Source organism: Flavobacterium sp. (assembly GCF_035456085.1).
Lineage (GTDB): Bacteria > Bacteroidota > Bacteroidia > Flavobacteriales > Flavobacteriaceae > Flavobacterium.
This window is the reverse complement of the sequence record NZ_DATIDY010000114.1, coordinates 26,314-35,865: the sequence shown is the minus strand read 5'-3', so window position 1 is coordinate 35,865 and position 9,552 is coordinate 26,314. Positions and strand designations below refer to the sequence as shown.

General features: G+C 31.8%; 9 protein-coding genes. All 9 read right to left on the bottom strand.

Annotated elements, in window-relative coordinates; all coding sequences use genetic code 11:
• Nucleotides 1-1,622: SDR family NAD(P)-dependent oxidoreductase (locus tag VLC96_RS08855; RefSeq protein ID WP_325262225.1), on the bottom strand; the 1,622-nt coding region annotated here is incomplete at its 3' end.
• 234 nt (nucleotides 1,623-1,856) lie between these two features.
• Nucleotides 1,857-2,438, bottom strand: a complete 582-nt coding sequence (locus tag VLC96_RS08850) for a sugar transferase (RefSeq protein ID WP_325262226.1) — start codon at nucleotides 2,436-2,438, stop codon at nucleotides 1,857-1,859.
• A gap of 64 nt (nucleotides 2,439-2,502) precedes the next feature.
• Nucleotides 2,503-3,456, bottom strand: coding sequence for an MraY family glycosyltransferase (locus VLC96_RS08845; protein WP_325262224.1), 954 nt, complete (start codon nucleotides 3,454-3,456; stop codon nucleotides 2,503-2,505).
• Between the two features lie 131 nt (nucleotides 3,457-3,587).
• Nucleotides 3,588-4,457: a glucose-1-phosphate thymidylyltransferase RfbA gene (gene rfbA, locus VLC96_RS08840; protein WP_325262222.1), complete on the bottom strand. Its 870-nt coding sequence runs from the start codon at nucleotides 4,455-4,457 to the stop codon at nucleotides 3,588-3,590.
• A gap of 185 nt (nucleotides 4,458-4,642) precedes the next feature.
• Nucleotides 4,643-5,404, bottom strand: a complete 762-nt coding sequence (locus VLC96_RS08835; RefSeq protein ID WP_325262220.1) for a hypothetical protein — start codon at nucleotides 5,402-5,404, stop codon at nucleotides 4,643-4,645.
• An 88-nt stretch (nucleotides 5,405-5,492) separates the two neighbouring features.
• Entirely contained in the window at nucleotides 5,493-6,359 is an 867-nt protein-coding gene (gene rfbD / locus VLC96_RS08830) for a dTDP-4-dehydrorhamnose reductase (RefSeq protein WP_325262218.1), read from the bottom strand.
• A gap of 204 nt (nucleotides 6,360-6,563) precedes the next feature.
• A complete protein-coding gene (gene rfbC / locus VLC96_RS08825; protein ID WP_325262216.1) occupies nucleotides 6,564-7,112 on the bottom strand; it encodes a dTDP-4-dehydrorhamnose 3,5-epimerase in 549 nt (182 codons plus the stop codon).
• 248 nt (nucleotides 7,113-7,360) lie between these two features.
• Nucleotides 7,361-8,476, bottom strand: a complete 1,116-nt coding sequence (locus tag VLC96_RS08820; protein WP_325262215.1) for an EpsG family protein — start codon at nucleotides 8,474-8,476, stop codon at nucleotides 7,361-7,363.
• Nucleotides 8,477-8,516: 40 nt separating this feature from the next.
• Nucleotides 8,517-9,449, bottom strand: coding sequence for a GDP-L-fucose synthase family protein (locus VLC96_RS08815; RefSeq protein ID WP_325262213.1), 933 nt, complete (start codon nucleotides 9,447-9,449; stop codon nucleotides 8,517-8,519).
• Between the last annotated feature and the right edge of the window lie 103 nt (nucleotides 9,450-9,552).

Here is a 9,552-nt window from a genome sequence, read left to right as displayed (position 1 = left end):
ACAGGTTTACCCATGTCAAAAATATAAATTTCCCCACCATTTCCCATCGCACCTGCCTCGAGAACCAACTGACAAGCTTCGGGAATAGTCATAAAATAACGAATAATATCAGGATGCGTAATCGTTACCGGACCACCATTGGCAATTTGTTTTGTAAACAATGGAACAACAGAGCCGTTCGAACCCAAAACATTTCCAAAGCGAGTGGTTATGAACTTGGTAGCATTAGGATTGCTTGCATTTTGATTCTTAATTTGCAAAGATTGAACGTATTTTTCGGCTATTCTTTTACTAGCCCCCATAACATTACTCGGATTCACAGCTTTATCAGTAGAGACCATTACAAACTTTACAACATTATATTCACATGCTAAATCTGCCAAATGTTTAGTTCCTTCAATATTAGTCAATATTGCTTGAGATGGATTTTCTTCCATCAAAGGAACGTGCTTATAAGCAGCGGCATGATAAACAACTTGGGGTCTAAAGGTTTTAAAAACCTTATTCATCATTTCTTTATTCCTAACATCAGCAATAACATTCTTAATTTTTGATTTAGGGTATAACTTTTCCAGTTCAAGGCTTAGGTGATGCAAAGGAGTCTCAGCCTGATCTAAGATAATTACTGTATGAGGATTAAATGTTAATACTTGTCTGACAATTTCACTTCCAATAGAACCAGCAGCTCCTGTAATTAAAACTGTTTTTTCTTTTAATTGTTTTGAAATAGATTTATTATCTAAAACTATTGGTTTTCTTTCTAATAAATCTTCAATCTGAATATTTTTTACCTTTTGAGAAATTTCTTTTTGGTTTTCCCAATCGGTAATCAAAGGTACCGTATATACCCTGTAATTAAACTCCAGACATTGATCTACTATAATCAATTGTTCATCTTTACTAATGCTCTTGTCTGCCATAATAACAGCTTCAGCACCAACAGATCTCATTAATGAAGGTAATCTTTTCTTTTGAACTAATATTGGTAGATCCAACATCCTTTTGGATGCATTTTGATTATTACGATCAACAAAACCAACAATTTTAAAACGAGTGGGAGTTTCAAATTTTAATGCATTGGCTACCGAAATAGCATTTGCATCTGTACCATAGATTACAGTTCTTATTAATTTGGTTGTATTTTTTTCTGAAAGGTATAATTCAAAAGTTTGCTTAACAACGACACGATACAAAAACAAACCACAAAACGAAAGTAACACATTAATAAAAAGGGCAGTAGTCAAAAATACCCTTTCACCATATAATAATTCATAAGCAAAATTAAAAATTAAAAATGTTACCAATACAGCTATCTGGGAAAACAAAAGCTTCACAGCATCTATATAAGAGGAGTGTCGGATTATCCCCGAATAAGTTCTGAATATCCAAAAAAAGAAAACATTAATTCCTAAAAAACAGACTGTGAAAAATACATCATGAACAGTAATAATGTACTTTAAGCCCATACCCCTAAAAATAAGTAAGGTAGAGAAATAGGTAATAATCAAAACCGAAAAATCGATCATTACAATGATCCATCTAGGCAAATAACTCAAATTGCGTATGCTCAATTTTAAATTATCTCTCGAAAAAATGGTAGTATATATTGAGTCTTTAAACATATTCAATGAGTTAAAATTGCATGAAAAAATTATGAATGCTTTAACAAAAATACGAATAAATATCTTTGCTAAAATTTATTTAACATTGCTAAAAAGTCAGTATTGCAAACAATCCTTAACACTTAATTCTTAATTCTTAATTCTTAATTCTTAATTCTTAATTCTTAATTCTTAATTCTTAAACTTTAAACTTCAAACTTTAAACTTCAAACTTTAAACTTCATAAATCGTAAATTAAAAACCTTTCCTCTTTCCCCAAAAAAACCGACAAGTATCAAAAATAATTTTCAAATCACCCCAAAAACTTTTATGATAATAGTAATCTAAATTCAGTCGTACTTTATCGGGAAAAAGAACCTCATCATTGTATTTTAAGGGATTAGATTGTTTTTCTAATAGTGATTCTTCATTATAATATTTTAAAGATGCCAAACTTGTCAATCCTGGTTTTAATTCTAAAACCTTTCTGTTTACCCCTTCTAATAAGTCATAGTAACCTTCAATGTCAGGTCTTGGTCCTACGATGCTCATTTCGCCTTTCAAAACATTTATTAATTGTGGCAATTCATCCAGTTTATACTTTCGAAGCAGTCGGCCAAGCCTTGATATTTGCAATTTTTTCGTTTCTGGAGCAACTTGCATGGTACGAAGTTTATATATTCTAAACAACTTTCCGTAGTGCCCAACACGATACTGAATAAAAATTCCATTCGTTTTGGTATCTAAGACTGCTACTAACCAAGCCAGCAATAATAACCAAGAAAACAGTAAAAGAACCACCACTGAAAACAATATATCAAAAAGACGTTTGGTGATAAAATACAATGAAATTTAAATTTAGCATTATTTATACGATGGACTTTGTTAGTAAATCCTATTTCTACAACTCACAACCCACTATCTTCTTAACAGCCCTATTCCTAATCCACAAATAAAACAAAATTTGAAATAATAAAATAGAAACAACAGTTAGAAAAGATAATGCATCTATTCGCTGCAAATAAATCACTAAAATATTAACCAGCAGCTGAATTCCAGAATACAGTAAAGAAACTACTATATGAGAATAGCCCAATTCATTAGCGAGATATTGGTACAAATGAGATCTGTGCGGTAATAAAATATTTTCTTTCTTTTTGATACGTACAAAAATGGTAATCACAGCATCAATTCCATAAACAGAAAGAAAAAGTATATATCCAAATTGGCCGGATTCTAAAATCGTTTTCAGCATAAAATAGCCCAAAAACAAAGCCATACTAATACTTCCCACATCACCTGCAAATGTTTTAGCTTTTTTTCTAACATTAAAAAAGCCAAATGCACAGCATGAAAGTCCCATAGTTATTAATAACGGTAAACTTTCTTTATTTATTTCTAAAAAAGAAAAACTAAGTATGGTGACAAATGCGTATAAAACAGTAATACCATTAATGCCATCCATGAAATTAAAAGCATTTACCCAACCAATCATCAGAATAAAAATAATTGGTAAAAGCCAGATAGCCTGACTAAACAACACTAAGTCATAAAATACCAAACCAATAGCAACAATATGAGCCGCAAATCGAGGCAATTGAGATAAGGGTCTTATATCATCAATAAAGCTAACAATAGCCACCAAAATTATTGCTAAAGCTATCGCCCAGGAAACATAACCGAATAAACACGCAGTTAATATCCCTACTGGAAAAATAATACCGCCACCTCTCAAAGTAATGGATGTATGCGAAGAACGGCTATTCGGTTTATCTATAATATTAAAATGATCTGCAATTTTAAAATAAAGTAACTCAACAATAATAAATAAAAAAAATAATGCAACGTAAATCATTTTAATATAATGGGAATAGTATTTAATAAATTAATTATAATGCGTTTCATAATTTTAGTTCAAAGCGTTCTTGCTATATTCCAAAATCAGCAATCTGCTTTCTCACTAACAACTAACCACTGAGAGCTGAACTACAACTTATATTTCAAAAGGCTTAACAAATATTCACCATAACCAGATTTCTTCAAAGGCTCTGCTAAATCTCTTAATTGTTGTTCAGTAATAAATCCTTGTCTCCAGGCAATTTCTTCGATACAACCTACTTTTAATCCTTGACGTTCTTCAAGCACTTGTACAAATTGTCCCGCTTGCATTAAACTATTAAAAGTTCCTGTATCTAGCCACGCTGTACCTCTGCTTAAAATTCCAACTTTTAATTTTCCTTGTTCTAAATATACTTTATTGACATCGGTAATTTCGTATTCCCCTCTAGGACTTGGTTTAATATTTTTGGCAATTTCCACCACCGAATTATCATAAAAATACAGTCCGGGAACAGCATAATTAGATTTAGGTTCTAAAGGCTTTTCTTCAATAGACAGCGCTTTTAGGTCTTTATCAAATTCTACTACGCCATATCTTTCAGGATCTGAAACGTGGTAAGCAAAAACAACTCCACCTTCAGGTTTAGTATTAGATTGTAATAAAGTATGCATATTAGCTCCGAAGAAAATATTATCCCCTAAAACTAAAGCAACATCATCCGAACCAATAAATTCCTCACCAATTACAAACGCTTGAGCTAGTCCATTAGGAATAGCCTGCTCGGCATAACTGAATTGACACCCAATTGCCGATCCATCACCCAATAACTTTTTGAAATTAGGCAAATCATGTGGGGTTGAAATAATTAATATTTCATGAATTCCCGCCATCATTAATGTTGACAATGGATAATAAATCATTGGTTTGTCATAAACGGGCATCATTTGTTTACTCATAGCAAGTGTTAACGGATGCAAACGCGTACCGGATCCACCGGCTAGTATAATTCCTTTCATATTCTTTTAAAAAATTTCTGTATTTTATTTATTTTATTGCCAAGCAAATGCTTTCTAAAACATTTGAAATTCATCTAACTCAAAACAAACTTCTAATTTAACGCATCTACAGTTTTAAACAACCTTCACTTCCAAAGTTTTCAAACCTTAAACAATTAAACTTTTTTAAACACCCTCATACCTTACTAATCGCCTTTGATATGATACCCAATCAACGTATTACTATTATTTCTATTATGCAAAATCTTTACTTTATTATATATAGAATAGCTAAATCTAAAATGGATAAAACAAAGCCATAAATGTTTTTCAGTGGGTGGACTCAAATCAAGCAATAAGGATTGTACACCTGATTTTTTATCAATAAGTTGGGCACTGCTATAGGAAGTTTCAAAACAATCTTCATCACAATTCCAGTTAGCAATTGCGAGCTGGATGGATACTTGTGTTGCAGATTCAGGCCAAACAATATCAGTGATAGGATCTAATTCTTTTAAGTCAAGTGCAAACTTGTTCCAATCGAAAGTAACATTAGGTAACATAACCGCAGATAAAGGTCGATCAGTATTACCTTCAAAGCCAAGTAAAAAGTTTAGTCCTCTTTCTGTTTGTAATCCGTTAACAAGACTGCGGTTCCCTTTTTCGTTTCCAGTATCTTCATTAAGAATAGCTAATAACAATTGAATACAGCGTCCAAATAAAGAAGCTCCTTGGGAATGCTCATAAAATGGCTTTACTAATAAATTGAAAATTTTAGCTTTTTTAGAACAATAACCAAAATCCGAACTCTGTCGTCGAATGGGATCAAAAATGGGATTATCTTTAAACTGTTGTTTAGTTATCCCTGTTTTTCCACGCATCCGAACAATATTCCCATCAGTAGAGTCATAAAAATTCAGATCATCAATGGTACCGCTAATCGTAAAAGGAGCATTTACTTTTGCCATTTTTCCTGAAATATACAAAAGTAAATCAAGTTTAATGCTATTTTAGTAAAGTCTAATATTATTGTGACACCATTCTAGGCTGTATCCTCTATCCTCTATCCTCTTTTAACAACCTCATACATTTCTCCAAACTAACGCGATAATCTGGAACAACAACCCCAAACGTAGTTGCAATCTTTGACTTATCCAATAAAGAATACTGAGGACGTTTAGCTGGCGTCGGATAGGCATTGCTAGGAATACCCGAAATTACGCATTCAAACCTGCCGATTTCTTGTATCGCCAAAGCAAATTCGTACCAACTAATTTCGCCTTCATTTGAAAAATGATAAATGCCAGCTTCCCATTTTGTGTGTGTTAGGATTGTGAGAATAGCTTGTGCCAAATCAGCTGCATAAGTGGGACTTCCAATTTGATCGTTGACTACATTTAGCGTATCCCTTTCTTGCATCAAACGTGACATTGTTTTTACAAAATTAGCTCCAAAACTAGAATACACCCATGAAGTACGGATAATAATCGTATTAGGATTTTCGCGCATACAAGCAATTTCTCCTGCCAATTTGGTTTTACCATATACATTTATAGGGCCGGTTACAGCATCTTCTTTCAAAGGCAAAGAAGCTGTACCATCAAAAACATAATCAGTCGAAATATGAATGAATTTACAATCATTCGTATGACTCCATTGTGCCAGTACAGCAACCGATTGATGATTCAAAACATCCGACAATTCAAACTCCGATTCAGCTTTATCAACTGCAGTATGTGCAGCACAATTGATAATGATTTGCGGATTAATTTTGTTTAAAGCCATTGCCAAATTATCCAAATCGCACAAATCCAATTCTTGATAATCGGTAAAAACCCATTCGAATTGTGTATATGCTTTTGACAAAACATTCAATTCAGATCCCAATTGACCGTTGGCTCCGGTAATTAATACTTTCTTCATATATAAATTTATTGATCAGCGGTCATCCAGTATTTTAAACAATTACGAACCTTATAAGAAACTGACAACTCAAAACACAGAACATTCCCTTCAGTTATTAAACAATTTTAAACTCTTAAACAGATACCCCAAAACCGATAACCGGAAACCAATAGCCGACTACCGATAACCCAAAACCCAAAACCCATAACTCACAACTTCTTCCTAAAACTCCCAATCAATTTCGTTAAAACTTGACAAAATAATATCTTTATCCGAAACTACAATTTCTTCTGGATTCACTCTCCAGTCGATTGCCAAAGTAGAATCATCATAACGAATACCTCTTTCGCTTTCTTTATGATACAACTGATCTACTTTATAAAGTACGGATGCCGTTTCACTCAAAACAGAAAATCCATGGGCAAAACCATGAGGAACCATCAATTGCTTTTTGTTTTGGGCGCTCAAAACTACGCTTACATGCTGTCCGTAAGTTGGGGAGTTTCTTCTCAAATCTACAGCCACATCAAGAATCTCTCCTTCTAACACTCTCACTAATTTCGCTTGCGCAAAAGGATTAATCTGTAAATGCAGTCCACGAATCACACCTCTTTTAGAGAAAGACTGATTGTCTTGGATGAAGTTGTACGCTATACCGCTTTCAAGGAACTTCACCTTGTTATATGATTCAAAAAAATACCCTCGTGAATCTTCAAATACCGTAGGCTTAATAATTACCAAATCATTAATGGCTGTTTTTTCAATGTTCATGTTTTATGTTTAAATATTTAGGGAAATTATAAAAACCCTTATTTTTATTTTTATCTTTTCAAATGTAAAATTAGAACCTTACTATAAAACTGTTTTTTTAAAATAAAATTTCAACTACCTTCATTTCATAATAATTTTTTCTACAATAGGTTGCATACTCATTGATTTTAATAATTAACGCCATTCTATAATTATTTAGGATTCGAAGACTAGATGCATTTACTTCTCTGCAATATACCTAAACTACTTTACTTTTTATCAATTGATGGATTACCTAAATAATCAACCCCATACATAAAAAAAGGACTATCAAATTTATAAAAAACACTATTATATGGAATGTATTTTGTGCCCTGATTATTCAAATTATAATCAGCTTTTATTGTGTATAAAAAAAGACTAACCCCATATAGATATAATCCTGTAAGTAATAAACCCCTCCTCTCCTTAAATTCTAAGAAAATTATATCTGAAAAAACAACTATTTCAAAGACAGTAAAATAATTTGAAAATCGATTTAAATCATTGGCAGTTGCAAATAAATTTGTTATAATTATAGAAAACAAACTCAATACTATAAAATATTTCTGAATTGGAAAGACTTCTTTCATTCTCGCCCAATAAAATAAAAGAAATACTCCTAGACAATTTAAAACTATAATTTTATTAGGATTAATATGGGTATTTCCACTAGAAAAATATGCAACATAATGAGTTTTTTCAAAAAAATGAGTAAAAATATAAAACCAATAAAACTGAGACAAAATCAAGGATAAGAAAAGTAACACTACTATATGCATTATCCTAATTCTGTCAGCATACTTATAAACTCCGACAAAAACAAAAAATGGTACAATCGCAGAATAATGAACGGATATACCTATTCCCATCAAAACAACATAAATAAGATATTTTTTATTTATCAAATAGTAAAAAGCACAAAAACCAATAGATACAGCAAATGATTGCCTAATGATTGACCATGAATTAAGATACAACGCTGGAATCAATAAGAAAAATAAGAATGCAAGATTACTATGTTTTGTATATTTTTTTACACCCAGGAAAATAAAAAAAATTGTAAAAAAAGAAAAAAAGAAGAAAAGAATGTGATAATTAAGATTAAACCATCTAAAAAGATTCATAATTAAAACAAAACCAAACTCAAAATCATTATCTCTAGTTTTATTAATATACCAATTCACATAGGATTTAAAATCACCACTAATGCCATCTCTAAATCCAGCAACAGCCAATGCCAAAACCAAAAGAATGATTTGAAAAAAATTACTTTTGTTGGTGAATAAATAGGTTAACCCAATAAGTAATGTTATTAAAAATAGAAATAACAGATAAAAAGCCATAATTTAAGAGTTTTTTATTTCAAATAAATTTCTATACTTATTATTTCCAGTCATTCATTTTGATTTCATCATATACCTTTCGAATCCCTTCCTCCAAAGTAATTTTTGCTTTCCAGCCCAAACTATACAATTTGGACACATCCATTAACTTTCTAGGTGTTCCATCAGGTTTAGTAGCATCCGTAAAAATATCACCTTCAAATCCCACAGTTTTTTTTACCAAATATGCCAAATCCAAAATTGAAATATCTTCTCCGATTCCAATATTGACCAAACCTGAATCGTTATAATTGTCCATCAGGAACAAACAAGCTTCAGCCAAATCATCAGCATGCAGAAACTCTCTTTTTGGACTGCCTGTCCCCCAAATAGTCACAGATGTATCCCCATAGTGTTTTGCTGTAATGAACTTACGTAACATAGCTGGCAACACATGGGAATTATTTAAATCGTAATTATCATTTGGACCATATAAATTAGTAGGCATTACAGAAATAAAATTACATCCGTATTGATCTCGATATCCATCACACATTTTGATACCGGCAATTTTGGCTATTGCGTAGGGTTCATTTGTTGGCTCCAAAAGGCCTGTCAACAAATAGTCTTCTTTTAATGGTTGCGGTGCCAATTTTGGATAAATACAAGACGACCCCAAGAACATTAATTTCTTTACGCTATTTAAATAAGATTGGTGAATCACATTATTCTGAATCATCAAATTCTCGTATATAAAATCGCCTCTAAAAGTATTATTGGCCACAATTCCTCCTACTTTAGCTGCCGCCAAAAAAACATAATCAGGCTTTTCTATTTTAAAAAAATCTGCAACTGCTTGCTGATCTCGTAAATCCAACTCCGAAGAAGTTTTTAATAAAAAATTACTATATCCTTGAGCTTTTAAAGCTCTCAAAATTGCAGAACCTACCATCCCACGATGGCCTGCTATGTATATTTTATCTTGTTTATTCATTTTTTTTTAAACTGTGTCAACTAAATTTTTAAATAAAATATTGTATCGAGCTAAAATCATAAAAACAAACGACTCAAAACCAACACCACCTATCATCTCAAGT

Coding starts and splice junctions, on each gene's coding strand:
- VLC96_RS08845 (WP_325262224.1), bottom strand. CDS start 3,456: ATGATTTACGTTGCATTATTTTTTTTATTTATTATTGTTGAGTTACTT.
- rfbA (WP_325262222.1), bottom strand. CDS start 4,457: ATGAAAGGAATTATACTAGCCGGTGGATCCGGTACGCGTTTGCATCCG.
- VLC96_RS08835 (WP_325262220.1), bottom strand. CDS start 5,404: ATGGCAAAAGTAAATGCTCCTTTTACGATTAGCGGTACCATTGATGAT.
- rfbD (WP_325262218.1), bottom strand. CDS start 6,359: ATGAAGAAAGTATTAATTACCGGAGCCAACGGTCAATTGGGATCTGAA.
- rfbC (WP_325262216.1), bottom strand. CDS start 7,112: ATGAACATTGAAAAAACAGCCATTAATGATTTGGTAATTATTAAGCCT.
- VLC96_RS08820 (WP_325262215.1), bottom strand. CDS start 8,476: ATGGCTTTTTATCTGTTATTTCTATTTTTAATAACATTACTTATTGGG.
- VLC96_RS08815 (WP_325262213.1), bottom strand. CDS start 9,449: ATGAATAAACAAGATAAAATATACATAGCAGGCCATCGTGGGATGGTA.